We start from the raw sequence: 25,830 nt of genomic DNA, 5'->3' as shown, positions 1-25,830 counted from the left end.
GCTCGTCAGAAGAAGGTGATGGCTTCTGAAGGTGCCACCCGGCCAGTATTCTGGCCTTGGTGTACTTGATGCTGCTCCAGCATGGTGTAACTGGCGGCCAGCTTGGCCTGCCATTCTTCTGCAGAACCTATCTCGACATTGCTCAAACCGTTGGTGGAGGCGCGTTGTGAGAGCTCGTCCAGGCGCGCCATGTCCTTGCTGACATGCTCGATGATCTGATTGACGCGATCCTGGAACTGCAGGCTGATCAGCACCTGTTCAAGATCGCCCTGCACGGACTGGCGCTCTTCCTGCAGCGTCTGCATCTCCTGCTGCATGGCCTCGGTGACGGCCCTGAATTCATTGATGATGGAGTCCGCCGTGACTTCGGAACGCTGCACCATGTCCTGCTGCTCACTGGCGGTGCTGCGCGAGAGATCAAGCGCGTGCTGCATGGCTTCATCCACGGCCTTGATGGTCTGACTGATGTGCTTGCCGGTATCGGCCGACTGCGAGGAAAGTTTGCGCACCTCATCAGCCACCACGGCGAATCCGCGGCCGGCCTCTCCTGCGCGTGCCGCTTCGATGGCGGCATTGAGGGCGAGCAGATTGGTCTGGTTGGCGATGGCGCCAACCTGTTCGGCCATCTGGCGCAGATTGCTCATGTGGCTGGCCACCGTGGTGATCTGGTTGACCAACGTATCGGTGACTTCGCGCGTCTTGCCCAGTGTGGCGCTGATTTCCTGCAACCCACGCTCGGCTTCCGCCACGGCATGCAATGCGGCGTCGCTGCCACTGTTGCCACCCGCAACCCGACCAAGCTGGGAGGCCAGCCCGGCGAAGCGGCCGGTCAATGCCTCAATGGCATCCCGGATCTGATCCTGTACCGCGATGATGTGGCGCCGCCAAAGGGGAACCACGCCGTGCACGACGGAGAGATAGCGCTGTGCGGGCTTGTCCTGCTGCTGAAGTGTAGGCTCGCTGTCGACGACAACTTGTTCCGTCACGCGCGGTCGCGGCCAGCACCACCAGAGCAGGCCGGCACAGAGCAGGCCTGCGATGAGGCCTATCCACCAGGTGCTGGCGAGGGCGGAGAGCAGGACCAGGTTGATCAGTGCGATCAGGTAGAAACCCGGAGTAATGGCTGATTCTTGTGCGGTGGCTGGCTTCATGGACCGGTTCCTGTGGTGCTTGGGGCTACATGCTTTACGGCATGCGCCGGCGTTGCTTGAACAGGGAATGACCTTATCCCGAAAGGGCAGGGAATTTGCTGGCGATCCGTGTGTCAGGCCGGTTCGTAGTACTCAAGCATCAGTTGCAGGCTGCTGGTGCCCTGATACTCGTTGCTGGCCAGGCGATAGGCTGCGCGGATGCGGGGCGGCAGGGCATCGGCGCAATTGAAATGGATAGCCTCGAAGACCGCGCCGGGCTTGGAAAGCTGAAGTTTCAGGTGCCTGTCCTTGAGCAGGCGCTGCCGCTCCACTTGGAATACGTCTTCGAACAGTGGTGCGGGAAACCCCTGGCCCCAGATCTCAGCTTCCAGCAGGCGTGCGGTTTCGAGATTCATGTATCCGGTTTCCAGCGAGCCGTCGGTTTGCAGGCAGCGCTGCAGGTCTTCCGGGCGGGTCAGGCTGGCTACCGTTTCGGCAAAAAGTGTGCGGAAGCGTTCGAAATCGGTTTCGCGGATGGAGAGGCCGGCCGCCATGGCATGCCCGCCAAAGCGCAGGATCAGCTCAGGATGACGTTTGGAGATGAGATCCAGCGCATCCCGCAGGTGCAGCGCCGGAATTGATCGGCCGGAGCCCTTCAGCTCGCCGTCGCCGTCATGATCGTCAGCACGGGCGAACGCGATGGTCGGGCGATGGGTCTGATCCTTGATGCGCCCGGCGACGATGCCGATCACGCCTTGATGCCATTCGGGCTCGAACAAGGAGATGGCCGGGCCATTGTCGAGCGCCGAAACGTCCAGTTGCAGCTGTGCGGCTTCACGCATTTCCTGCTCGATGTTGCGGCGTTCGCGGTTGAGACTGTCGAGTTCGCGTGCGAGGTTCAGTGCACGGGCGAAATCGTCGGTGAGCAGACACTCGATGCCCAGGCGCATGTCGGTGAGGCGGCCTGCGGCATTCAGGCGCGGGCCCAGCGCAAAGCCCATATCGAAGGTGGAGGCGCGCTCGGGCGCGCGACCGGCGGCGGCAAACAGCGCGCGTACGCCGGCACTCATGCGCCCGGCGCGCATGCGGGCGATCCCCTGGCGCACCAGCAGGCGGTTGTTGGCATCCAGGGGCACCACGTCGGCCACGGTGCCCAGGGCGACGAGGTCGAGCAGGCTGGCAAGATTGGGCTCGGGCCGGGCATCGTTGAACCAGCCACGCGCGCGCAGCTCGGCGCGCAGCGCCAATGCCACGTAGAACATCACGCCGACGCCGGCCAGTGCCTTGCTGGCGAAACCGCATTCCGGCTGATTGGGATTGACGATGACTTCGGCGTCGGGCAACTGGTCGCCCGGGAGGTGGTGATCGGTTACCAGTACCTGCATACCCGCTGCCTGTGCGGCGGCCACGCCACTCACGCTGGCGACGCCATTGTCCACGGTCAGCAACAGGTGCGGTTGCAGCTGTGCCACTTCTGCCACCACGGCGGGCGACAGACCGTAGCCATGGATGGCGCGATCGGGCACGAAATAATGCAAGTCCATTGCCCCCATCATGCGCAGTGCACGCATGCCCACGGCGCAGGCGGTGGCGCCATCGCAATCGTAGTCGGCGACGATGACGATGCGCTCGCCCCGCATCACGGTGTCGGCGAGCAGGGTGGCCGCTCGGTCGATATCCTTGAGACCGGCGGGTGGCAGCAGGCCACCGAGATCCTCGCGCAGCTCTGCCACGCTGTGTATGCCCCGCGCGGCATAAAGGCGAGCGAGCAGTGGATGCAATCCCCCCTGCTGCAACTGTCTGGCGAGCTTGGGGGCGGTCTGGCGATGAAGCAGGCGGGTCATGCGCTTCCTTGAAGCAAGGCCGAGAGCCTGGCCGGTGAGAGGGGGCGACGCCACAAGGCCCAGCGTGCACGCCGTGTGAGCGTTGCCGTCAGGGCGTGCTGATCGCCAGGCGCGTGCAGGTACAACGCATCGATCCGGCCCGCGCGCCACGCTGTGAGCAAGGGGCGGAACAGCACGTCCTCCAGCTCGGCCAGAGCCGTTAGCCAGGCATGAGGATCGGTGGCCAGCATGGCTTGATGCAGACGGCTGTCATGCCACCAGCCACCGCTGGCCAGCAACGAATCGGCGTCGGCAACGATGCCGGCACCGTGATGGCGGGCGAAGCCGCGCAGCAGCGGATCCTCGCTGAGGATGGCCGGTAGTGCGGGCAGTCCGGTATCAGGCTCCCCCGCGCCCCATAACCACAGCCCGTTGATCGGCAGGGCACCCCGCGCCTGGCGCGCGGCGTTCACCGGATGGTTGTGCAGCAGGATCTGGATGGCGTTGGCGTGCAGATTCCAGCGGCGGGCGTCCGTGCCTTCGGGTGTGAACTGGCTGACAGGGCGCCCGAGTACATCGACCAGCGGATGGAAGTCGGCCTGAGCGGGCCCGCGCAACTGCAGATACCAGCGTTGTGGCGTGGCCACGTGAAATTGGCCCAATTCGCTGAACTCCTGATTCAGGGTATCGACCAGGGCAAGGCTCTCCTGCGTGTCGACGTCGAGCTCATCGGGGCCACGCAGTAGAAGCGCATCGCGTGTCATATGCAAATGGACGGGATCGGCACATAACCAGCGGCCAGGGCGTACGGCACCATCTTCTTCCCCCAGACGGCGCAATAATCCCCATCCTTGTCTACCGCAGTGTGTGGCCAGCCAGTGCGACCATGGCTGGGCCGCCTCGTGCCGGCAGTGCGCACGGCCGAGCAGGGCTGCCAGTGCGGGCACAGGGGGAAGAGATGTCTGACCGGGCACGGGCCAGGCCAGGCCTGGCAGGAGACAGTGCAGCGTGCGCACGCGCGGATCGTGTTCCGAAGGCATCAGGGTGGTTTGTGCGGCGGGTTCCACGGCAGGAACGGGAAGTTCTGTAGAAGGGGGCAAGTGCGCGGTGGGCGCGGGCAGTGTAGCATTGCCGCGCCATGAAATTTCCCATACTTGTCGGGCTGCGCTACGTGCGCGCCAAACGCCGCAATGCCTCGGGTGGCAGCTTCATCTCCTTCATCTCCTTTGTCTCGATGGCGGGTATCGCGCTGGGCGTGATGGCCCTGATCGTGGTGCTGTCGGTCATGAATGGCTTTCAGGACGAGTTGCGCTCGCGCATTCTGGGCGTGGCAGCGCATGCGCAGATCATGGGCTACGACGGTGAGCTGCGTGACTGGGAACAGGTCGCGAAGCTTGCCGAGGGGCGCCCCGAGGTGTTGGCCTCGGCTCCCTTCGTGCAGCAGCAGGCGATGTTCTCCATCGACCAGAGCGTGCGCGGAGCCATCGTGCGCGGCATCGATCCGGTGCGCGAGGAGGGTGTAGCCGAATTCGCCAGCAAGATGAAGGCAGGTGTGCTCACGGATCTGCGCCCCGGTGAGTTCGGCGTGATTCTCGGGCGCGAGCTGGCGATGGCCCTGGGCGCACGGGTGGGGGACAAGGTGACCTTGATCGCACCTCAGGGACTGGTGACGCCGGCGGCCGTGCTGCCGCGTGTGAAGCAGTTCCGGTTGGTGGGCATTTTCGAGGCCGGTATGTATGAATTCGATTCCGGGCTGGCGCTGCTCAACATCCAAGATGCGCAGGTGCTCTACCAGATGGGCGATGCTGTCAGTGGTGTGCGGTTGCGCCTGAAGGAACTGTTCGATGCCCCGCGTGTGTCCCGCCAGTTGTCGCAGCAGCTGCCGCCTGATGCCTACGTGACGGACTGGACGCAGAGCCACGCCAATTTCTTCCGCGCCGTGCAGATGGAAAAGACCGTGATGTTCATCATCCTCACGCTGATCGTGGCGGTGGCTGCCTTCAACATCGTGTCGGCATTGGTCATGGCGGTTCAGGACAAGCGTGCGGATATCGCCATTCTGCGTACGCTTGGCGCCAGCCCCGCCGCGGTGATGGCGATCTTCGTGATCCAGGGGGCGGTGATGGGCTTGATCGGCCTGGGTGCCGGCGTGGTGGGCGGCGTGAGTCTGGCGCTCAACATCACCACTGTGGTGCCCTGGATCGAGCGGACCTTTGGCGTGCAGTTCCTCGCCAAGGATGTGTATTACATCTCGGACCTTCCCTCCAAACTCTTGTGGGGAGATGTGGTGGGAGTGGTCGGCGTGGCTTTCGTGCTGACGCTGGTCGCCACCCTTTATCCGAGCTGGCGTGCCTCGCGCGTGAATCCAGCGGAGGCCCTGCGCTATGAGTGAGAATGCCGTGAACGAGATCGTGCTGCGCGCTGAGGCGCTGACCAAGACCTATGGTTCGGGCGAGACTTCAGTACCGGTGCTGCGGGGCGTGAGCCTTGCCGTGCAGCGTGGCGAGACGCTGGCCATCGTTGGGGCTTCCGGCTCGGGCAAGAGCACACTGCTGCATTTGTTGGGTGGCCTGGATACACCGACTGCTGGCAGTGTCGAGCTTCTGGGCAAGCCTTTCACGCGTATGAGCGAGGCCGAGCGTGGTCGTATGCGCAATCAGGCGATGGGCTTCGTCTATCAGTTCCATCATCTGCTGCCCGAGTTTTCTGCATTGGAAAACGTGGCCATGCCGCTGGTGATTCGTGGCCTGGCTACGGCTGACGCACATGCGCAGGCAGCGAAGATGCTTGAGGCAGTTGGCCTCGGGCATCGCGGAGAGCACACGCCGGGCGAGCTTTCCGGTGGAGAACGCCAGCGTGCGGCAATTGCGCGAGCCTTGGTGACCGAGCCCCAGGTTCTGCTGGCGGATGAGCCGACCGGCAATCTGGATCGGCATACTGCGGCTACCGTATTCGGCATCATGACAGAGCTGAACCAGCGTCTGGGGACTGCACTGATCATCGTGACCCATGATCTTGAGCTGGCCAGGCGTGCGGGCCGAGTACTGAGCATTACCGATGGCATGCTGGATGCCTGAACGCGGGCTTCAGGCATAAAAAACCGGCCCCATGTGGCATGGGGCCGGTTTTTTCAGAAGGCGCTCAGGAACCTGTTCAGGATCTTACTGTGCCGTGATCGGAGCGCATGCGATGCTTTCTTTCCGCTGACGGCTTCTTGCTGCAGATCCTGAAATAGCTTTTCAGGCGACGTTGCTCTCGGTTTCGTTCTCAGCGCGTTCCAGGCGGTAGCCGAAGTTGTAGGTGGGTACCAGACGGAAGCCGTTTTCGGGTTTGAGCTGCAGCTTGCCGCGCACGCGGGAAACATGGGTATCCACCGTGCGCGTGGCGAGATCGGGATTTCGGCCCCACACCGCTTCGAGCAGATGGCCGCGCGAGAGCAGACGCCCCAGGTTGCGGAACATGAATACCGCGAGATCGAACTCCTTTTCGGTGAGTTCCACCTCCTGGCCATTCAGCGTGATGCGCTTGTGCTCGGGATCGATGAGGTAGGGCGGCAGATCCAGCGGTGCGATGGGATCACGCGGTTTGCTGCGACGGATCACAGCTTCGATGCGCGAGAGCAGTACGCGTTGGCTGACCGGTTTGACGATGAAGTCATCGGCGCCGGCAGCCAGCCCATTGACGATGTCGTCCTCCGAATCACGCGAGGTGATAAAGATTGCTGGCGTCTCGTCATTGCGTTCGTTGCGTAGCCAGCGCAGGAAGGCTTCGCCGGAGATGTCGGGCATCATCCAGTCGAGCAGGTACAAATCCACGCTTTCGCGGCTGGAAAAGCGTTGCAGCTCGCGTGTGAGCGCGAACTCATGAACGTCATGGCCGGCATTGCGTAGCCAAGCGGTGACCAGTGTAGATTGAGTCAGGTTATCTTCGAGCACGACGATGCGCATGGCGCTCTCCTGTAGTTATTGTGTGCTGGCAGGCGGCTGACCGGGTGGGGTCAGGATGGGTCTGCAGGCGCTCCCATCTCTGTTTACGGTTGCTTCGGGCGAAAACTCAAGGGCTGTACGGGCAGGTTGTGGTGTACGGCATGTTGCTCAGACACCGTCTGCCACGAAAGGGTTGCTTGCGCGTTCCTCGCCAAAACTGGACATCGGACCATGTCCGGGGATGAAGCGGACATCATTTCCCAAAGGCCATAGTTTGCTGCGAATGGAGGCTATCAGTGTCGGGTGATCTCCGCGCGGGAAGTCAGAACGACCGACTGATCCCGCGAACAATACATCGCCTACGATGGCCAGCCGCGTATCTGCATGAAAGAAGATCACATGGCCGGGCGTGTGGCCCGGCGTGTACAGCACGGCCAGGCGCTCGGCACCGATCTGGATGCTGTCGCCTTCCTCCAGCCAGCGTGTGGGGGTGAAACCTTCAACCAGAGGGAAACCGAACATCCGGCATTGCTCGGCCAGGGCGTCGAGCCAGAAGGCATCTTCCCGTTGCGGACCCTCGATGGGAATGTCATGGCGCCTGGAGAGTTCAGCGGTGCCGCCTACATGATCCAGGTGACCGTGGGTGAGCAGAATCTTGCCCAGCTTTACGCCAGCGGCATTCACGGCGGCTTCGATGCGCGCGACGTCTCCACCCGGATCGACAACGGCAGCCTCCATGGTCTGGTCACACCACAGCAGGCTGCAGTTCTGCATGAAGGGTGTGACGGGGATGATCTGGTAACGCAATGCCATGGATTTCCGGCCTTTCAATACGGAGCGGAGTAGTCGAGTTCGATCTGCCGGGCGGCTTGGGCTCCCTGGGATATGGCAGATACAACGCTCGGGAACAACCGATTGCATACATCGCCAGCGGCATAGAAACCTGGCTGGCTGCATCGGCATTGGGCGTCCACCTGCAGATAGCCTTCGGTGTCGCGCTGCAGTGGGGGAATGCTGGCACCGAATACTGCACTGAGAAACTCGGTATTCGGTTGATAGCCTGCCAGCAAATGTAGCCGGTCGACTTCCACTTCGATATTGCCTTGCGGTGTCTCCAGTGTGGTCAGCAGGCCGCTAGGCGCTGGCCGTAGATTTGCTAGTCGGGCGTGTTCATGGAGTTTGGCTCCCGCCGTACGCATGCCAGTCATGAAACGTTCCTGGGCATGGAATACCGAACGCGCCACCACGGTTACGTGCGCGCCAGCGGCATGGGCCAGCGTGGCGTTCTCGAAGGCATTGTCACCACCACCGATGATCAGGAGACGCTGGCCAGCCAGGGTTTCTATATGAGTGAAGCAGTGCGGGCCAAAACGCATGCGCCCTTGATCGCATTGCGCAAAGCCAGGAACCGAGAGCAGCGTTTCACGCGCACGGAAGCGTGTACCGGTGGCGATGACGACGGCACCAGCATCGAAGCCGGATATCCCGTGTGGCGTGTCCAGTGTGATCTGCAGGTTGCCATCTGACAGGCGTTCCATGTTGGTCGGGCGGCTGTCATAAAGAATGGGAATGCCAAGGGCCTCGACATGCGCGACGAAATTGGCAGCCAGTTGTTGGCCGGTCATGCCACGATGCCCGAGCACCCATTCATTGGTCAGGAAATTGACCTGCATGGCGCCGCCACTCTGGGCGTTGAGCTCTATCAGCTTAGGGTCGAGCCCCAGGTTGTGCGCCCAGAGTGCACAGGACAGCCCGGCGGGGCCGCTACCCAGAATGCAAATTCGACGCGAGGCAGGGCGAGGATCCATCACCGGGCCTCCCAGATCACTGGCTTGGTTTCTTTCAGCGAAGCCCGCAGCATGGCAAGCAGCGGAAAGGCGCGCTGCGCAAGACGGATGGTTGCTCCCGCAGCCTGATAGCTGTCGTCGTGCTCATCGGCTGGCGTGTGGGCGCTGTCCTTTTTGTTACCGTGCCGTGCTTCTTCTAGGGCGGCCTGCCGATCGGCCTGCATGGCATTTTCAAGGCTTGCAATGGCAGTGGGGAGTTGATCGACCGTGACGATGCCCCGGCTGTCCGCTGCATCTTTGCCGAGGATGGCGAGCATTTGCTGGCCTACGTCGCCGAGCATGATGACATCACCGTCAGCGTCGGATTTGAATGTGATCAGCATGGCTGTGCTTTCAGGCTGGAGCAGGCAGATTTCCGGTTTTTGTCCGAGACCTGTTCATGCTCTTGTTGCGAGGCGCCGCTCAAGAGGCGTTCGCTATAGGTTTTGAACAGGTGCTGACGGAAGGATGACCTCAGGCGCCGGAGGGCCTCAAGGCTACAACGATAGCTGATTGTGCGTTGCGACGGAACGGGAGCCTTTGCTGTCGCGCAGAAGTTGCGGAATATGTCCTGCTTTGGTGCGATTTCGAGCGTTCTTTCGTGCGCAGGCACGCAAAAACCTTCTGGACTTTCGTGTCACGCGGGGCTGCTGCCCCGAGCGAATACCTGGTCCGGCGACAAAAAAGCCCATCCGGAGATACCGGACGAGCCTTTGGGAGGGCGTCGTGGAGGTTCAGACCTTCACGTCATCTGCGATTTCCTTGTATTCGGAAATCTGGTCGAAATTCATGTAGCGGTAGATCTTGGTGCCATCGGCATTGATCACGCCCATGTCCGCGTGATACTCCGCGACGGTCGGGATGCGGCCGAGCTTGGAACAGATTGCGGCGAGTTCGGCCGAGCCGAGGAAGACGTTGGTGTTCTTACCCAGGCGGTTCGGGAAATTACGGGTGGAGGTAGACATCACCGTCGCACCTTCACGGACCTGCGCCTGATTACCCATGCACAGCGAGCAACCCGGCATCTCGGTGCGCGCGCCAGCCGTGCCGAACACGCCGTAGTGGCCCTCCCGGGTCAGTTCGGCGGCATCCATCTTGGTCGGCGGAGCGATCCACAGCTTCACCGGGATGTCGCGCTTGCCGTCGAGCAGCTTGGATGCCGCGCGGAAATGGCCGATGTTGGTCATGCAGGAACCGATGAATACCTCGTCGATCGGCGTGTTGGAGACTTCGGAGAGGAACTTGGCGTCGTCCGGGTCGTTCGGGCAGCACACCACGGGTTCCTTGATTTCGGCCAGGTCGATCTCGATGATCTCGGCGTATTCGGCATCGGCATCGGCTTCCAGCAATTGCGGCGCAGCCAGCCAGTCCTCCATCTTCTGGATTCGGCGCTCCAGCGAGCGCTTGTCCTGATAGCCGTCGGCAATCATGTTCTTCAGCAGCACGATGTTCGAGTTCAGGTACTCGATGATGGGCTCCTTGTCGAGCTTGATCGTGCAGCCAGCGGCAGAGCGCTCGGCGGAGGCATCGGAGAGCTCGAAGGCCTGCTCGACCTTGAGCTTCGGCAAGCCTTCGATTTCAAGGATACGGCCGGAAAAGGCGTTCTTCTTGCCGGCCTTGGCCACCGTCAACAAGCCTTGCTTGATGGCGTACAGCGGAATGGCATGAACCAGGTCGCGCAGGGTGATGCCGGGCTGCATTTCGCCCTTGAAGCGCACCAGAATCGATTCCGGCATATCCAGCGGCATCACGCCCGTGGCCGCCGCGAAAGCGACCAAGCCGGAGCCGGCTGGGAAGCTGATGCCGATGGGGAAGCGGGTGTGGCTGTCGCCGCCGGTGCCGACGGTGTCAGGCAGCAGCATGCGGTTGAGCCATGAGTGGATGATGCCGTCGCCAGGCCGCAGCGAGATACCGCCACGGTTGGAGATGAATTTGGGCAGTTCGCGATGCGTCTTCACGTCCACCGGCTTCGGATAAGCCGCGGTATGGCAGAAGGACTGCATCACCAGATCGGCGGAGAAGCCCAGACAAGCGAGATCCTTGAGTTCATCGCGGGTCATCGGGCCGGTGGTGTCCTGCGAGCCGACCGAGGTCATCTTTGGTTCGCAGTAGGTTCCCGGGCGCACACCCTGTTGTTGTCCATTTGCTTCCGGCAGGCCGACGGCGCGACCCACCATCTTCTGCGCCAGCGTGAAGCCCTTGCCGGAGTCGATCGGATCCTGGGGCAGGCGGAAGAGGGTGGAGGCGGGCAGGCCGAGGAATTCGCGAGCCTTGGCAGTCAGGCTGCGGCCGATGATCAGGTTGATGCGGCCGCCAGCGCGCACTTCATCCAGCAGTACCAGTGTCTTGAGGTGCGATTCGGAAATCGTGGCGCCATTCTTGACGGTGGTGACCTTGCCTGTCGCGTGGTCTACCTTCAGCTCGATCTCGTCGCCCAGATCCATTTTCGAAACGTCGATTTCGATAGGCAGTGCGCCAGCGTCTTCCTGCGTGTTGAAGAAGATCGGCGCGATCTTGCCGCCCAGACAGACGCCGCCGAATTTCTTGTTCGGCACGAAGGGGATGTCTTCGCCGGTCCACCACAGCACGGAATTCGTGGCGGATTTGCGCGAAGAGCCAGTGCCGACCACATCGGCCACATAAGCGACGAGATTGCCTTTGGCGGCAAGATCGCGGATCAGCTGGATCGGACCACGCTTGCCGTCTTCCTCGGGTTTGAAGGCTGCGTCTGCCCGGGTGTTCTTGAGCATCGCCAGCGAGTGCAGCGGGATATCCGGACGGCTCCAAGCATCGGGGGCGGGCGAGAGGTCGTCGGTGTTGGTCTCGCCGGGCACCTTGAAAACGGTCAGCTTCATGCTGGCAGGCACTTCGGGGCGAGAGGTGAACCATTCGGCGTCGGCCCAGCTCTGCACTACTGCCTTGGCCTGCGCGTTGCCTGCCTTGGCCTTCTCTGCCACGTCATGGAAGAAATCGAACATCAGCAAGGTCTTCTTCAGGCCGGCAGCGGCAATCGGAGCCAGCGAGACGTCATCGAGCAGCTCGATCAGCGGCTTGACGTTGTAGCCCCCTACCATGGTGCCCAGCAGCTCGGTGGCCTTGGCCTTGTCGATCAGCGGACTGGCGGCTTCGCCGTGGGCAACGGCGGCAAGGAACGAGGCCTTGACCTTGGCAGCATCGTCAACACCCGGAGGGACGCGATGCGTGATCAGTTCGACGAGGAAATCCTCTTCGCCGGCGGGCGGATTCTTCAGCAACTCGATCAGCTCGGCGGTCTGCTGGGCGTCCAGCGCAAGAGGGGGGATGCCGAGCGCGGCGCGCTCAGTGACGTGTTGGCGATAGGCTACGAGCACGGTCTGTTCTCCAGGTCTGGGCAGAAGCGACGGGGAGGTGGCTTCTGCGGTAAGCGTCAAACAAAAAAGCGTTGTTGGATGTCCTCGGGCAATGGCACACCAGTGGCGTGGGCACGGCGCAGCAGATCCCAGTAATAGCGGAACGAGGCTCTGTCATGCAAGCGGTCGTGGTGGCGGATCGGAGCCCAATCCGCCGCCTGGGCTGCCAGGACGATCTCGCCAGCGGTTTCGACTTCTGTGGGTGCGGGTTGCATGCCGTGCAGGATGGGATCGATCTGCTGCGGGTGAATGCTCCACATGCGCAGGAAGCCGAATTCCTCGCGTGCGCGTCGGGCATCCTTTTCGACCTGAACTGAATCCGTCAGTTCGGTACACACGTTATGGGTGGGAACGATGCCATGGGCCAGGGCTGCGCTGACGGTGCGCGTCTTGGCGGCGACCAGCAGCGGATGCTCGAACTGCAGCGGGCTGTGCATGCAGGCGGCCGGTAGCGCGCCGTGATGCGCGCTGACGAAATCCATCAGGCCGAAATCGAGCGATTCGACGCCGGGCAGATTGGCGATATCCCAGGCTTCGTGCAGGGCGCCGTGGGTTTCCAGGATCACATGCAGCGGGATCTGCGGCAGATCGCGGCGGCTCTCCAGTTCGCGCATGCAGGCTAAAGCACGGGAGACGTCGGCCGCGCCACGGGCCTTGGGCAAAACCACGTAGGCCAGCCGGGAGCCCGCAAGGCCGATGATCTGTTCAAGATCCGTGCGCCAGTGGGGATGTGTGAGGTCGTGGATACGTGCGCCGACACGGTCGAAACGGTTGTCGGCACTCATGATCAGTGCGCCGATGAGTTCCGCGTGGTCACGCTCGGCGCCAGCCGCAGCGCCATCCTCGCAATCAAGGGTGACGTCGAAAAGCGCGCCGCGCTCGGCCTGCAGGCCGAGCGCCTTGCGCATGGTCTTCTCGTTGCCGGCGTAATGTTCCACGGCCGCGAGTTCGGGCAATACGCGGGATTCTGCGTAGAGCACCTTGTCGGGGTGGGCGCCGGTCATTGTGGTCTCTCTGTCGGGGGAGGGGGCTTGCTTGAATTACTTGAGCAGATCCGCGATGGCAGAACGCTCCTCTTCCAGTTCCTTGAGCGTGAAGTCCATGCGCTCGCGCGAGAAGGCGTCAATCTCCAGCCCTTCCACACGTTTGTACTCCCCTGCCGAGGTGATCACCGGCACGCCATAGATGATGCCGGCGGGGATGCCATAGGAGCCATCCGAGGGGATACCCATGGTGACCCACTCACCGTTGGTGCCGAGGAACCAGTCGTGCATATGGTCGATGGCGGCATTGGCGGCGGAGGCCGCAGAAGACAGGCCACGCGCCTCGATGATGGCTGCGCCGCGCTTGCCGACGGTGGGCAGGAAAACGTCACGATTCCAGGTGTCGTCGTTGATCAGTGTCTTGACGCTGTCGCCGTTGCTGGTGACGAAACGGTAGTCGGCATACATGGTCGGGCTGTGGTTGCCCCAGACGACCAGGCCCTTCAGGCTGGAGACCGGGCGCCCCGTCTTGGCCGAGAGCTGAGACAGCGCGCGGTTGTGATCCAGGCGCAGCATCGCGGTGAAATTCTTCTTTGGCACGCGACCGAATTTCTTCGCGCTTTCCTTGGCGATATAGGCATTGGTATTGCAAGGGTTGCCCACCACCAGCACGCGGCAGTCGAGATGGGCATACTGGCCGATGGCCGCACCCTGCACCGTGAAAATCTTGGCGTTCTCGGCCAGCAGATCCTTGCGCTCCATGCCGGGGCCGCGTGGGCGGGCGCCGACGAGCAGGGCTGCCTGGGTGTCCTTGAAGGCGACCGCAGGGTCATCCGTGGCGATCACGCCAGCCAGCAACGGGAAGGCACAGTCTTCCAGTTCCATGATCACGCCAGCCAGAGCCTTCTGGGCCTGGGGCAGGTCGAGCAGTTGCAGGATGACCGGCTGATCCTTGCCGAGCATTTCGCCCGAGGCGATGCGGAACAGCAAGCTGTAACCGATCTGGCCGGCTGCGCCGGTGACGGTGACACGGATTGGGGATTTGGACATGCGGATCTCCTGTCGAACGCGTGTTGCCGGATTTTGGGTTGCGCTGGGTAGGCGCTGGTCGGGGTTGCGGGTGTTGCCGTGTTGTGCCGCGATTTATACACCCCTCGATATTGTGTGTCAAAAGCTATCTTATGTCTTTTATAAGACATAGAATAGGATATGGACGAACTGAAATGTTTGTGCTTGAATCGCCGTTATGGCACACAACTCGCCGACTTTCAGCCCTTTGTACCGACAGATCAAGGATCTGATCGTGCGCGCTCTCGATGCCGGGGAATGGCTTCCCGGGCAGGCGATTCCGAGTGAGCAGGTACTGGCCGCGCGCTTTGGCGTGAGCCAGGGCACCGTGCGCAAGGCGGTAGATGAACTGGCTGCCGAGAACATCCTGATACGCCGCCAGGGCAAGGGTACTTTCGTCTCTTCTCATCAGGATCCGCGGGCCGTATTTCGCTTTCTGCGTCTGAAGGCCATCAGCGGCGGGCCGGTGCTGCCCAAGAGCCAACCTTTGGAATGCATGCGTGCCAAGGCCGGCCAGGAGGCCGCGCGTAATCTCGGTGTGGGGCCGGGCAGCCCTATCGTCATCGTGCGACGCGTGCTGCGTCTTGATGGAAAGCCGGTGGTGATCGACGAGATGTACCTGGCTGCCGAGGTGTTTCCCGGCCTTTCCCTGGAAATGCTGCGCGACTGGCATGGGTCCTTGTACAGCCTCTTCGAATCCCGATTCGGGGTGCGCATGGTGCGTGCTACCGAAAAGCTGCGTGCCGTGGCAGCCGAGAAGACCGTGGCGGAAATGCTGGACGTACGGGAAGGCACGCCACTGCTTTCGGTCGAGCGGGTGGCGTATACCTATGGAGACAAGCCGGTTGAGTGGCGCCGTGGCCTGTATTCCACTGCGGAGCACTATTACGTCAACGAACTGAGCTGAATGACAAACCGCGCGGCCCACGGGCCCGCATGGATGGAGGGAGCAAGCATGGCGCAAGCTGCGGCCGTCAAGGCCAGACCCAAATATCTCAACGTGTTCCTGCTCGGGATCATGTTGCCGGTGCCGGGGTTCGTGTCGATCTTTCATCGTGTCAGCGGCGCGGGCCTGTTTCTCTGTATGCCCTTGTTGATCTGGCTGTTCGGCGCAAGCCTGGGGACTCCCGAGCAGTTTTCCGCCTACCGGTCGGCCATGGAGTTCTCCTTGTTGGGCCTGCCCTTGGTCAAGCTGCTGCTGTTGGGGTTGCTCTGGGCTTACCTGCATCACTTCTGCGCGGGTATTCGCTTTCTGTTGCTGGATATGCATATCGGCGTTGATCGTGCGCCAGCCCGTGCCAGCGCCTGGGCGGTGTTCGCCGTGAGCCTCACGCTGACGGTCGTGCTGGGGGGGCTGACATGGTGAAACGACTGGTGGTCGGAGCCCACTACGGCTTCCGGGATTGGCTGGCGCAGCGTGTCACTGCCGTGGTGATGGCGGTCTACACCGTCTACATGCTCGTGCGCATTGCGCTGCTTCCGGCGCATGACAATGAGGCCTGGCGAACCCTGATGGCAGGCGGTTTCACGAAATTCGTGACTTTCCTGTTTGCCCTGGCCTTGTTCTATCACGCGTGGGTCGGCATCCGGGATATCTGGATGGATTATGTACAGCAGATCAGCCTGCGTCTGACCCTGCACGTACTGACCCTTCTGGCCCTGGTCGGCTACGCTGGCTGGGTCGCACAGATTCTGTGGAGGCTCTGAGTGAACATCGCCAAGCGTAATTTCGATGCAGTGATCGTGGGGGCCGGCGGTGCCGGCATGCGTGCCGCCGTTGGTCTGGCGGAGTCCGGCCTGAAGACGGCGGTGATCTCCAAGGTGTTTCCCACGCGTTCGCACACCGTGGCTGCCCAGGGCGGGGTTTCGGCCTCGCTGGGCAATTCCGAGCCGGACGACTGGCGCTGGCACATGTACGACACAGTCAAGGGTTCCGACTGGCTCGGCGATCAGGACGCGATCGAATTCATGTGCAAACAGGCGCCGGAAGTCGTGATCGAGCTCGAGCATTACGGCATGCCTTTTGACCGTACCGATGACGGCAAGATCTATCAGCGTCCGTTCGGTGGTCATATCTCGAACTTCGGCGAAGGCAAGCCGGTGCGTCGTGCCTGTGCGGCCGCCGACCGGACCGGCCACGCCATGCTGCATGCGCTGTATCAGCGCAACGTGCGTGCCAACACCCAGTTCTTCGTCGAGTGGCTGGCGCTGGACCTGCTGCGCGCCGCAGATGGCCGCGTGCTGGGCGTGATCGCCATGGAGCTGGAGTCCGGCGAGCTGACCCTCTTCCAGGCCAAGGCCACGCTGTTCGCTACGGGCGGGGCGGGGCGCATCTATCACTCCTCGACCAACGCATTCATCAATACCGGCGATGGCCTGGGTATGGCAGCGCGTGCCGGCATTCCGCTGGAAGACATGGAGTTCTGGCAGTTCCACCCGACGGGCGTGGCTGGTGCGGGTGTGCTGATCACAGAGGGCGTGCGAGGCGAAGGAGGCATCCTGCGCAATGCCTCGGGTGAGCGCTTCATGGAGCGCTATGCACCCAACGCCAAGGATCTCGCCTCGCGCGACGTGGTTTCGCGCGCCATGGTCACCGAGATCAACGAAGGGCGTGGCTGCGGGCCGAACAGGGACCACGTGCTGCTGGACATCACCCATTTGGATCCGAATATCATCATGACGCGGCTGCCCGGCATCCGTGAGATCTCGATCCAGTTTGCCGGTACGGATCCGATCAAGGCGCCGATTCCTGTTGTGCCGACCTGCCACTACCAGATGGGAGGCATCCCCACCAATTACAACGCCGAGGTGGTGGTGCATGGCGAAGCCGTACCAGGCTTCTATGCGGCAGGAGAATGCGCCTGTGCCTCGGTTCACGGTGCAAACCGGCTGGGAACCAATTCGCTGCTGGATCTGCTGGTATTCGGCAAGAGTGCCAGCCAATCGATGATCGAGTACATCCGCCGGCTGCCGGCTGCGCAGCCGGAGATCCCGCAGGCCGAAATCGACCGTACGCTGGCCCGGCTGGCGCGGCTGGATGGTCAGAAAGAGGGCGCGGATGTACACGAAACCCGTCTGGCGATGCAGCGCACCATGCAGAACCATGCCGGCGTGTTCCGCTTCAAGGAGATGCTGGCGCAGGGCGTGGGCAAGATCCTGGCGATTGCCGAAGATGTGGCACAGATCCAGATCCGAGACAAATCCAAGGTGTGGAACACCGCACGCATGGAAGCGCTGGAACTGGAGAACCTCATCGAGGTCGCCAAGGCGACCATGGTGTCGGCCAACGCACGTACCGAATCGCGCGGTGCGCACGTGCGCGATGACGCGCCGGACACGCCCGAGCATCCGGACGGGCGGGATGACGCCAGCTGGCTTAAGCACACGCTGTGGTACCGCGATGGCAATCGCCTCGAATACAAGCCGGTCACGCTCAAGCCGCTTAGCGTCGACAGCGTTCCGCTCAAGAAGCGCGCCTACTGATCGCCGAGGAGTCGAAGAGACATGGCAAACCGCACCATCAGCTTCAAGATCTATCGTTACGATCCTGACCGCGACGCCAAGCCCTATATGCAGGAGCTGTCGATCGAGCTGGACCCCACCGACCGCAAGCTGCTCGACGCGCTGGTCAAGCTCAAGGCGCAGGATGATTCGCTGGCCTTCCGCCGTTCCTGCCGTGAGGGCGTCTGCGGCTCGGATGCGATGAACATCAACGGCAAGAATGGGCTGGCCTGTCTGACCGATATTGATAGCCTGGCCCAGCCGGTGGTGTTGCGCCCGTTGCCGGGGCTGCCGGTAATCCGCGATCTGATCGTGGACATGACGCAGTTCTTCAAGCAGTACCACTCGATCAAGCCCTACGTGGTCAACAACACACCGGCCCCTGAAAAGGAGCGCCTGCAGTCGCCCGAACAGCGTGAAGAACTCAATGGTCTCTATGAGTGCATCTTGTGCGCCTGCTGCTCCACGAGCTGTCCGAGCTTCTGGTGGAACCCCGACAAGTTTGTCGGTCCAGCTGGTCTTCTGGCCGCCTACCGGTTCATCGCCGACACGCGTGACGAGATCACCAACGAGCGTCTGGACAACCTCGAGGATCCGTACCGCCTGTTCCGCTGCCACACCATCATGAATTGCGTGGATGTCTGCCCCAAGCATCTGAATCCGACCAAGGCGATCGGCAAGATCAAGGAACTGATGCTTTCGCGGGCGGTATGAATATGGAGACACTGGCCGCCTTGCAGGCGAAGGTTCGCTGGCGTGCCCGGCGAGGGCTGCTGGAGCTGGATCTTTTCTTCCAGCGCTTCATCGACCAGGGGCTTGCACGACTGGACGAGGAAAGCCTGCAGACTCTGCTCGAATTGCTCGAAAGCGACGATCACGAGTTGTGGGCAATGCTCAATGGCAAGGCACAATGCAGTGTCGAGCGCTGGCAGCCGCTTATCGCGCTGCTGCGACGGAGCGCTCCGGACACATCACAGGAAACTGTTCTTCTAGAGAAGGAAAAGCAAGTATGACGACGCAGAAAACCGCCAAACTGTCATTCAACGACCAGTCCTACGAGTTCCCGGTGATTTCCGGCAGTATCGGCCCCGATGTCGTCGACATCCGTACGCTGTACGGCAAGACCGGCGCTTTCACCTTCGATCCCGGTTTCATGTCTACAGCGGCCTGCAAGTCGTCCATCACCTACATCGATGGCGACAAGGGCGAACTGCTGTATCGCGGTTACCCCATAGAGCAGCTTGCGGTGCATTGCAACTATCTCGAAACCTGTTATCTGCTGAAGAACGGCGAGCTGCCCAGCAAGAGCGAGTATCTGGAATTCGAAAAGGTCGTACGCAGCCACACCATGGTGCATGAGCAGCTCACGCGCCTGTACCAGGGCTTCCGTCGTGACGCGCACCCGATGTCCATCCTCGTCGGCGTGGTCGGCGCGCTGGCGGCCTATTACCAGGATTCGCTGGACATCAACAATCCGGATCACCGCTTCATCGCGGCGACCCGCCTGATCGCCAAGATGCCGACGATCACTGCGATGGCCTACAAGTACACGGTCGGTCAGCCTTTCATGTTCCCGCGCAATGATCTGGATTACGCGTCGAACTTCCTGCACATGATGTTCGCCACGCCGTGCGAGAAGTACGAGCCGAACCCGGTGCTGGCCCGCGCGCTGGACCGCATCCTGATCCTGCATGCCGACCACGAGCAGAACGCTTCCACCTCCACGGTGCGGCTGTCCGGCTCATCTGGCGCCAACCCCTTCGCCTGTATCGCCGCTGGCATCGCCTGCCTGTGGGGCCCGGCGCACGGTGGCGCCAACGAGGCATGCCTGGTAATGCTGGACGACATCATGAAGCGTGGCGGCGTGGCCAAGATCGGCGAGTTCATCAAGGAAGTGAAGGATAAGAACTCCAACGTCAAGCTGATGGGCTTCGGGCACCGCGTCTACAAGAACTACGACCCGCGCGCCAAGCTCATGCGCGAAACCTGCCACGAGGTGCTGGGCGAACTGGGCCTGCAGAACGACCCGATGTTCAAGCTCGCCATGGAGCTCGAAAAGATCGCGCTGGAAGACGAATACTTCGTTTCCCGCAAGCTGTATCCGAACGTCGATTTCTACTCGGGCATCGTGCAGAAGGCGATGGGAATCCCCGTGTCGCTCTTCACCGGCATCTTCGCCATGGCCCGTACCATCGGCTGGATCGCCCAATGGCACGAGATGACCGGAGATCCTGAGCAGAAGATCGGTCGTCCCCGTCAGCTCTACACCGGCGAGCCGCGCCGCGATGTGAAGCCCATGACGGAGCGCTGAAACAAAGAGAAGCATGCTGTCGGGCGCGGGATGTACCGCGTCCGTAACCAGAGAGGCCCAACCAGATGAGACAGTTCCAGCTCAACTCCTACCTGTTCGGAGCCAATGCGCCTTTCATCGAGGAACTCTACGAGACCTACCTCGAGAATCCGGCCAGCGTGTCGGACCAGTGGCGTGATTACTTCGACTCCCTGCAGAACCTGCCCGGTGCCGGGCGCGACGTGGCGCATGCGCCAGTGATCGCCTCCTTCGCACAGATCGCCAAGCAGGGAAAACCGCTTTCCAGTGCGGTGGCCTCGCCGGGCATGGCGGACAAGCGCCAGATCGGCGTGCTGCAGATGATCAACGCCTACCGTTTCCTCGGGAACCACTGGGCGCAGATCGATCCGCTCAAGCGTCAGGAGCGCCCGCCCATCGCGGAGCTGGAGCCCTCATTTTATGGCTTTACCGAAGCGGACCTCTCTGCACGTTTCAACATGGGCTCCTTCCAGTTCCAGGAAGGTAGCCAGGCCTCGCTGCGCGAGATTCTGGAAGCCGCGCGGCAAACCTACTGCGGCACGCTCACGGTCGAGTACATGTACATGGCCGACGTGCAGCAGAAGCGCTGGATCCAGAGCCGCCTGGAGCCGATCCGCTCCACGCCGAGCTTCGAGGTGGAGACGCGCAAGCGCATCCTCGAGCGTCTGACCGCTGCCGAAACCCTGGAAAAGTACCTGCATACCCGTTACGTCGGACAGAAGCGTTTCTCGCTCGAAGGCGGTGAGTCCGCCATCGTGGCCATGGATACCTTCGTGAACACCGCCGGCAGTCTGGGCGTGCAGGAAATACTGGTCGGCATGGCCCACCGCGGGCGGCTGAACGTGCTGGTCAACACGCTGGGCAAATCGCCCAAGATGCTGTTCGAGGAATTCGAGGGTAAGCACGTCGCCGATCTCTCTGCCGGAGATGTGAAATACCACATGGGTTTCTCGTCCGACGTGAATACCCCGGGAGGTCCGGTACATCTGTCGCTGGCCTTCAACCCCTCGCATCTGGAGATCGTCAATCCCGTGGTGCAAGGCTCCGTGTACGCCCGCCAGCGTCGCCGTGGCGAAGGTGCGCAAAACCAGGTGCTGCCGTTGCTGATCCATGGCGACGCCGCCGTGCCCGGGCAAGGCATCAATCAGGAGCTGCTCAACTTCTCGCAGACCCGGGGCTACGGCACCGGCGGCTCGGTACATCTGGTGATCAACAATCAGATTGGTTTCACCACTTCCGACCCGCGCGATGCGCGCAGCTCGCTGTACTGCACGGACATCTTCAAGATGGCCGAGGCGCCGATCTTCCATGTCAACGCGGACGATCCCGAAGCCGTGGCGCTGGCCTGCCAGCTCGCCATCGAATTCCGCCAGACCTTCCGCAAGGATGTGGTGGTCGATCTCGTCTGCTACCGCAAGCTCGGCCACAACGAGCAGGACGAGCCGATGGTCACCCAGCCGCTGATGTACAAGAAGATCGGTCAGCACCCTGGCACCCGCAAGGTTTATGCAGACAAGCTTGCCGGACTTGGCGTGATCGCGGCGGACGAAGCTGACGCGATGATCGCCCAGTACCGCGACCACCTGGATCGTGGTGAATTGCTCTACAACCCGGTGCTTTCCGGCCACAGCCGCAAGTTCGCGCAGGACTGGAGCCCCTTCGTCAGCAAGGAATACACCGACGAGTGTGCCACCGGTGTACCGCTCTCCGAGCTGCAGCGTCTGGCGACCCGCCTGACCGAAGCACCCGAAGGCTTCGTGCTGCATCCGCGTGTGGCCAAGATCATCGAGGATCGTAAGGCCATGGGCGCGGGCGAACTGCCGCTGGACTGGGGCATGGGCGAGAATCTTGCCTACGCCTCGCTGGTGGCGCAGGGCTACGGCGTGCGCATTTCGGGGCAGGACTCCGGCCGGGGAACCTTCTTCCACCGCCATGCCGTGCTGCACGACCAGAACCGCGAGAAATGGGATGCCGGCATCCATGTGCCGTTGGCCAACATCCAGCCCGAGCAGGCCCCTTTCCAGGTGATCGATTCCGTGCTGTCCGAATCCGGCATCCTCGGTTTCGAATACGGCTATGCCACGGCCGAGCCTCATCATCTGGTGGTCTGGGAGGCGCAGTTCGGTGACTTCGGCAACTGCGCTCAAGTGGTGATCGACCAGTTCATCTCCTCTGGCGAAGCCAAATGGGGCCGTCAGGCCGGCATCACGCTGCTGTTGCCGCATGGCTATGAAGGGCAGGGGCCGGAGCACTCTTCAGGTCGTCTGGAGCGGTATATGCAGCTCTCCGCCGAGAACAACTGGCAGGTCTGCGTACCCTCCACGCCGGCTCAGATCTTCCATCTGCTGCGTCGCCAGATGGTGCGCCCGCTCAGGAAGCCGCTGGTCGTCATGACGCCCAAGTCGTTGCTGCGCCACAAGGACGCCGTGTCGTCGCTGGATGAACTGGCGACCGGGCAGTTCCGTACGGTGATCGGCGAGGTCGACAAGTTCGACGCCAAGAAGGTCAAGCGCATCGTGGTGTGCTCCGGCAAGCTCTACTACGAGTTGCTGGCCGAGCGTCGTGCGCGGGAGCTCAAGGACACCGTGGTCCTCCGCCTGGAGCAGCTATACCCCTTCCCCAACGACGCCTTCGCGACCGAGCTGGCGAAGTATCCGAACGCCAAGGACGTCGTCTGGTGCCAGGAGGAACCGCGCAATCAGGGCGCCTGGTACTGGATCGCCTCGCGTCAGCATCTGGCGCGTTCCATGGGCGCCAAGCACACGCTGCACCTGGTGAGCCGTCCGGCCTCAGCTTCGCCCGCCGTCGGTTACTACGCCGTGCATAGCGCCCAGCAGCGTGAAGTCATCGAAGGTGCTTTCGGCCCTCTCGGACAAGACCAGGCGCCGCGCTTCTGAGCCCGGCCTGACAAGAAAACCAGGAGAAACAGAACATGATCATCGAAGTCAAAGTGCCGCAGCTCTCGGAATCCGTATCCGAGGCCACGCTGGTCAGCTGGCATGCGCAGGAGGGGCAGGCCGTCAAGCGCGACCAGAATCTCATCGACATCGAAACCGACAAGGTCGTGCTGGAAACCCCGGCGCCCGCCGATGGCGTACTGGTCAAGATCATCAAGGCCAACGGCAGCTCGGTCGCCAGCGGTGAGCTGATTGCCCAGATCGATACCGAGGCCAAGGCTGGCGCAAGCGCCCCTGCCTCCGCCGCAACCGCTGGCAAGGCCGCCGTGCCCGCACCGGCTGCCGTCGCTGCAGCACCTGCGGGCACTGGCCCGGCTGCACGCAAGCTGCTGGCCGAACAGGGGGTGGATCCGGCAAGCGTACAGGGCACCGGCCCCGGCGGACGTATCACCAAGGCAGATGCCCTGGGGCTGGCACGCCCGGCGCCTGCCGCAAGCTCCGCTACCGTCGCACCCGTGGCTGCTGCGCCGGCGCAGCAGGCCAATGCCTTGCCGCAACCGCCCGTACCGCCCGAGGTCGAGAATGCGCTGGCCGATCGCCCCGAGCAGCGCGTGCCGATGAGCCGCCTGCGTGCCCGCGTGGCCGAGCGCCTGCTGCAGTCCCAGGCGACCAACGCCATCCTCACCACCTTCAACGAGGTGAACATGGCGCCGGTGATGGAGCTGCGCAAGAAGTACCAGGATAAGTTCGAGAAGGAACACGGTATCAAGCTCGGCTTCATGTCCTTCTTCGTCAAGGCTGCCGTGGCCGCGTTGAAGAAGTACCCGGTGCTGAACGCCTCGGTCGATGGCAACGACATCGTCTATCACGGCTACTTCGACATCGGTATCGCGGTGGGCAGTCCGCGCGGTCTGGTGGTGCCCATCCTGCGCAATGCAGACCAGATGAGCATCGCCCAGATCGAGAAGAAGATCGCCGAATTCGGTGCCAAGGCCAAGGACGGCAAGCTCTCGCTGGAAGAGCTGACCGGGGGCACCTTCTCGATCTCCAATGGTGGCGTGTTTGGCTCCATGCTTTCCACGCCCATCATCAACCCGCCGCAATCGGCGATCCTCGGTATCCATGCCACCAAGGACCGCCCGGTGGTCGAGAACGGCCAGATCGTGATCCGCCCGATCAACTATCTCGCCATGTCGTACGACCACCGCATCATCGATGGCCGTGAAGCCGTACTCGGGCTGGTGACGATGAAGGAGGCGCTGGAAGATCCCTCGCGCCTGCTGCTGGAAATCTGAGTTCGGTGAATCGTGAATTCGGCGTGCGTGATGCCTACGCCGCCGCGCTGGGGATCCGTGGTTATCGGGCCGATGCGGCGCAACGGCAGGCCATCGAACGATTGCAGCGCCTGTATGCCGAACTACTGGAGTTCAAGGCAAGGCGACGCAACAGGTTGCGCAAGCTGCTCATCCACCCCGATCTGCCGCGCAGTGTCTATCTGTGGGGCGGGGTTGGGCGCGGCAAGAGTTTTCTGATGGATTGCTTCTTCGACGCGGTGCCCTATCAGCGCAAGCGTCGGGTGCATTTCCATGCCTTCATGCAGGAGATCCACGCCTCATTGCGTGTGCATCAGACGCAGGAGGATCCGCTTGCACGCGTGGCGGATGACATCGCGAAAGCCACGCGGCTGTTGTGCTTCGATGAATTCCACGTGGCCGACATTGCGGATGCGATGATCCTCGGGCGCTTGCTGCAGGCCTTGTTCGAGCGTGGAGTCGTCTTCGTGATGACCTCCAATTACCCGCCCGACGGCCTGTATCCGAACGGCCTGCAACGACAGAACTTTCTGCCCACGATTGCGTTGATCAAGCAGCAGTTCGACGTGCTGGAAGTGGAGGACGGCACCGACTATCGCCTGCGCTCGCTGGTGCAGATGGATATCTTCATCGTGCCTGCGGATGCTGCCGCCGATGCGGAGCTGGCTGCCCATTTCGGCCGCATGGCGGCGAATGCCGGCAAGCCCGGCGAGATCGTGGTACAGGGGCGTCAGTTGCCGGTGCGGCGTGTGGCACCCGGTGTTGTATGGTTCGATTTCGCCACCCTGTGCGGCGGGCCGCGTGCCCAGGCCGATTATCTGGAGATCGCCCGCGAGTACCACACCCTGATCCTTTCGGATGTACCTGTGATGAAGCGGGAGCAAGGCAACGAGGCGCGCCGCTTCACCTGGCTGGTGGATGTCTGCTACAAAGCCCGTGTGAAGCTGCTCATCAGCGCGCAGGCCGAGGCCGCTGACCTGTATCGAGAGGGGCCGAACGCACAGGAGTTTCCGCGCACCGTATCGCGCCTGATCGAAATGCGAGGGGCTGCCTATCTTGGGCTGGCGCATCGCGTGTCTTGATGCTGTTCTGCCTTCAGACGTATAAAACCGTTGGTTTGGCTCGTTCCACGCTTGAATGCAGAACCGTATGAGTGCATCCTGCCGGCCCCGTGGCATCCGATACGCAGGCAGGTAAAGCATGAGAGTCGATCTTCAGGTTCCGTTCGCGGAGAAGGATGAGGCGAAGCGCCTGGGCGCCCGCTGGGACCCTGCAAAGCGGCTCTGGTATGTCACCAATCCGGCGAATCTGGCGATCTTCCGCCGTTGGCTGTCTGACGACGACGCCCCGGGGGCTGTTCAGCCTGCGGGCTCCCGCAGCGGTTCTGGCAAGGCCCCCCGGCAGGATCGCTCCGCTGGCCTGAGCGTCACCGGCGCGGCGTATCTTCCCCTAGAATGCGATTGTCTGCCCTGGGAAGGCTGCTCTCGCTGCCAGGACGCGCTGGAAAAGCGCGGCTGGCGCCGTTGAGCAGTTGTCTGCCCGCCCGCAATCCGGGCTAGAATGTGCCCCGTCATGCGACGCAAATTCCTCCTCCTTCGCAGATCCTCGCTGTTCCGCTGGTGGCGCTAGCCGCCAAGCCATCCTT

23 protein-coding genes are annotated in these 25,830 nt (G+C 62.3%); 13 read left to right on the top strand and 10 right to left on the bottom strand.

The features are described from left to right. Window positions 1–5: 5 nt before the first annotated feature. The 3 genes from BGI27_RS17830 to BGI27_RS03125 form a co-directional block, all read right to left on the bottom strand. Window positions 6–1,151 carry a methyl-accepting chemotaxis protein gene (locus BGI27_RS17830; RefSeq protein WP_095523457.1) on the bottom strand — a complete coding sequence of 382 codons (1,146 nt, stop codon included), beginning with the start codon at window positions 1,149–1,151 and terminating at the stop codon, window positions 6–8. A 113-nt stretch (window positions 1,152–1,264) separates the two neighbouring features. Then, the gene (recJ, locus tag BGI27_RS03130; protein WP_095523456.1) at window positions 1,265–2,974 is read right to left on the bottom strand and encodes a single-stranded-DNA-specific exonuclease RecJ; all 1,710 of its coding nucleotides are present in this window, start codon (window positions 2,972–2,974) and stop codon (window positions 1,265–1,267) included. Then, window positions 2,971–3,993 carry a hypothetical protein gene (locus BGI27_RS03125; protein WP_141239723.1) on the bottom strand — a complete coding sequence of 341 codons (1,023 nt, stop codon included), beginning with the start codon at window positions 3,991–3,993 and terminating at the stop codon, window positions 2,971–2,973. The genes recJ and BGI27_RS03125 overlap by 4 nt, the downstream gene beginning before the upstream one ends. 98 nt (window positions 3,994–4,091) lie before the next feature. On the opposite strand from BGI27_RS03125, the gene BGI27_RS03120 reads away from it, so the two are divergent. Continuing rightward, on the top strand, window positions 4,092–5,345 hold the full coding sequence (locus BGI27_RS03120; RefSeq protein WP_095523454.1) for a lipoprotein-releasing ABC transporter permease subunit: 1,254 nt from the start codon (window positions 4,092–4,094) through the stop codon (window positions 5,343–5,345). Next, window positions 5,338–6,030: a lipoprotein-releasing ABC transporter ATP-binding protein LolD gene (lolD, locus tag BGI27_RS03115; RefSeq protein ID WP_095523453.1), complete on the top strand. Its 693-nt coding sequence runs from the start codon at window positions 5,338–5,340 to the stop codon at window positions 6,028–6,030. The genes BGI27_RS03120 and lolD overlap by 8 nt, the downstream gene beginning before the upstream one ends. A 162-nt stretch (window positions 6,031–6,192) precedes the next feature. Here lolD and BGI27_RS03110 read toward each other — a convergent pair whose 3' ends face one another. From BGI27_RS03110 to BGI27_RS03080, 7 genes are all read right to left on the bottom strand, one after another. Next, the gene (locus tag BGI27_RS03110; RefSeq protein ID WP_095523452.1) at window positions 6,193–6,900 is read right to left on the bottom strand and encodes a response regulator transcription factor; all 708 of its coding nucleotides are present in this window, start codon (window positions 6,898–6,900) and stop codon (window positions 6,193–6,195) included. A 147-nt stretch (window positions 6,901–7,047) separates the two neighbouring features. Beyond that, the gene (locus BGI27_RS03105) at window positions 7,048–7,692 is read right to left on the bottom strand and encodes an MBL fold metallo-hydrolase (RefSeq protein WP_095523451.1); all 645 of its coding nucleotides are present in this window, start codon (window positions 7,690–7,692) and stop codon (window positions 7,048–7,050) included. A 14-nt stretch (window positions 7,693–7,706) separates the two neighbouring features. Beyond that, a complete protein-coding gene (locus BGI27_RS03100) occupies window positions 7,707–8,687 on the bottom strand; it encodes an NAD(P)/FAD-dependent oxidoreductase (protein WP_095523450.1) in 981 nt (326 codons plus the stop codon). Next, a complete protein-coding gene (locus tag BGI27_RS03095) occupies window positions 8,687–9,049 on the bottom strand; it encodes a DUF1840 domain-containing protein (protein ID WP_095523449.1) in 363 nt (120 codons plus the stop codon). The genes BGI27_RS03100 and BGI27_RS03095 overlap by 1 nt, the downstream gene beginning before the upstream one ends. A 390-nt stretch (window positions 9,050–9,439) precedes the next feature. Next, window positions 9,440–12,055, bottom strand: a complete 2,616-nt coding sequence (locus BGI27_RS03090; RefSeq protein WP_095523448.1) for a bifunctional aconitate hydratase 2/2-methylisocitrate dehydratase — start codon at window positions 12,053–12,055, stop codon at window positions 9,440–9,442. A 56-nt stretch (window positions 12,056–12,111) separates the two neighbouring features. After that, window positions 12,112–13,098 (bottom strand): HpcH/HpaI aldolase/citrate lyase family protein, encoded by a 987-nt coding sequence (locus BGI27_RS03085; protein ID WP_095523447.1) that lies wholly within the window; start codon window positions 13,096–13,098, stop codon window positions 12,112–12,114. Window positions 13,099–13,134: 36 nt separating this feature from the next. After that, window positions 13,135–14,127 carry a malate dehydrogenase gene (locus BGI27_RS03080; RefSeq protein WP_095523446.1) on the bottom strand — a complete coding sequence of 331 codons (993 nt, stop codon included), beginning with the start codon at window positions 14,125–14,127 and terminating at the stop codon, window positions 13,135–13,137. A 196-nt stretch (window positions 14,128–14,323) separates the two neighbouring features. Here BGI27_RS03080 and BGI27_RS03075 point away from each other — a divergent pair, with 196 nt between their 5' ends. The 11 genes from BGI27_RS03075 (at window position 14,324) to BGI27_RS03025 (ending at window position 25,712) form a co-directional block, all read left to right on the top strand. Then, a complete protein-coding gene (locus BGI27_RS03075; RefSeq protein ID WP_095523445.1) occupies window positions 14,324–15,052 on the top strand; it encodes a GntR family transcriptional regulator in 729 nt (242 codons plus the stop codon). A gap of 48 nt (window positions 15,053–15,100) precedes the next feature. Further along, the gene (sdhC, locus tag BGI27_RS03070) at window positions 15,101–15,511 is read left to right on the top strand and encodes a succinate dehydrogenase, cytochrome b556 subunit (protein WP_095523444.1); all 411 of its coding nucleotides are present in this window, start codon (window positions 15,101–15,103) and stop codon (window positions 15,509–15,511) included. Further along, the gene (gene sdhD / locus BGI27_RS03065) at window positions 15,505–15,852 is read left to right on the top strand and encodes a succinate dehydrogenase, hydrophobic membrane anchor protein (protein ID WP_095529756.1); all 348 of its coding nucleotides are present in this window, start codon (window positions 15,505–15,507) and stop codon (window positions 15,850–15,852) included. Before sdhC ends, sdhD begins: the two co-directional genes overlap by 7 nt. Then, window positions 15,853–17,628 (top strand): succinate dehydrogenase flavoprotein subunit, encoded by a 1,776-nt coding sequence (sdhA, locus tag BGI27_RS03060; RefSeq protein WP_095529757.1) that lies wholly within the window; start codon window positions 15,853–15,855, stop codon window positions 17,626–17,628. Between the two features lie 21 nt (window positions 17,629–17,649). Next, on the top strand, window positions 17,650–18,360 hold the full coding sequence (locus BGI27_RS03055; protein ID WP_095523443.1) for a succinate dehydrogenase iron-sulfur subunit: 711 nt from the start codon (window positions 17,650–17,652) through the stop codon (window positions 18,358–18,360). Continuing rightward, entirely contained in the window at window positions 18,357–18,659 is a 303-nt protein-coding gene (locus BGI27_RS03050; protein WP_095523442.1) for an FAD assembly factor SdhE, read from the top strand. The genes BGI27_RS03055 and BGI27_RS03050 overlap by 4 nt, the downstream gene beginning before the upstream one ends. Further along, window positions 18,656–19,957 carry a citrate synthase gene (gltA, locus tag BGI27_RS03045; protein ID WP_095523441.1) on the top strand — a complete coding sequence of 434 codons (1,302 nt, stop codon included), beginning with the start codon at window positions 18,656–18,658 and terminating at the stop codon, window positions 19,955–19,957. Before BGI27_RS03050 ends, gltA begins: the two co-directional genes overlap by 4 nt. A 65-nt stretch (window positions 19,958–20,022) precedes the next feature. After that, window positions 20,023–22,872 (top strand): 2-oxoglutarate dehydrogenase E1 component, encoded by a 2,850-nt coding sequence (locus tag BGI27_RS03040; protein WP_095523440.1) that lies wholly within the window; start codon window positions 20,023–20,025, stop codon window positions 22,870–22,872. Window positions 22,873–22,907: 35 nt separating this feature from the next. Next, window positions 22,908–24,167: a 2-oxoglutarate dehydrogenase complex dihydrolipoyllysine-residue succinyltransferase gene (gene odhB, locus BGI27_RS03035; RefSeq protein WP_095523439.1), complete on the top strand. Its 1,260-nt coding sequence runs from the start codon at window positions 22,908–22,910 to the stop codon at window positions 24,165–24,167. A 5-nt stretch (window positions 24,168–24,172) separates the two neighbouring features. Next, window positions 24,173–25,267, top strand: coding sequence for a cell division protein ZapE (gene zapE, locus BGI27_RS03030; protein ID WP_420886911.1), 1,095 nt, complete (start codon window positions 24,173–24,175; stop codon window positions 25,265–25,267). A gap of 118 nt (window positions 25,268–25,385) precedes the next feature. Then, window positions 25,386–25,712 (top strand): DUF5710 domain-containing protein, encoded by a 327-nt coding sequence (locus tag BGI27_RS03025; protein WP_095523438.1) that lies wholly within the window; start codon window positions 25,386–25,388, stop codon window positions 25,710–25,712. Window positions 25,713–25,830 lie beyond the last annotated feature (118 nt).

Origin of the sequence: Candidatus Dactylopiibacterium carminicum, from assembly GCF_014736495.1 — a bacterium.
In the GTDB taxonomy this organism is placed as follows: domain Bacteria; phylum Pseudomonadota; class Gammaproteobacteria; order Burkholderiales; family Rhodocyclaceae; genus Uliginosibacterium; species Uliginosibacterium carminicum.
This window is presented reverse-complemented; position numbering and strand designations above follow the sequence as displayed.